This is a genomic window from Sodalis-like endosymbiont of Proechinophthirus fluctus, from assembly GCF_001602625.1.
Lineage (GTDB): Bacteria > Pseudomonadota > Gammaproteobacteria > Enterobacterales > Enterobacteriaceae.
In genome coordinates this window covers 35,651-36,102 of the sequence record NZ_LECR01000040.1, presented here as the reverse complement: position 1 = coordinate 36,102, position 452 = coordinate 35,651, and the positions used below count along the sequence as shown (strand labels likewise).

1 protein-coding gene is annotated in these 452 nt (G+C 58.0%); it reads left to right on the top strand.

The genetic code is table 11. The features are described from left to right. Positions 1-452, top strand: a 452-nt coding sequence (locus tag BG74_RS16665; protein WP_244267283.1) for a glycine--tRNA ligase subunit beta, incomplete at both ends; no start/stop codon positions are given.

Here is a 452-nt window from a genome sequence, read left to right as displayed (position 1 = left end):
GCTGACGGTAACCCGACGAAAGCGGCCGAGGGTTGGGCGCTCAGCTGCGGCATTACAGTCAGCCAGGCCGAGCGCCTTTCGACCGAGAAAGGCGAATGGCTTGTTTACCGAGCCCTGGTAAAGGGGCAGCCTGTGCAGGCTCTTCTGTGTGATATGGTTAGTCGCGCACTGGGTAAGCTGCCGATCCCGAAAATGATGCGCTGGGGAGACAATGAGACTCAATTCATTCGGCCAGTGCACACTGTGACGATGCTGCTGGACGACGGCGTAATACCGGGTAAAGTGCTTGGCATTGACGCCGATCGCATTCTACGCGGACACCGCTTTATGGGCGAGAGGGAAATCATCCTCGAGCACGCGGATCAGTATCCGCAGGTGCTGCTGGCGCGTGGTCGGGTAATGGCTGACTATTTACAGCGTAAGGAAATGATTCGCCGAGACTCGGAAGCGGC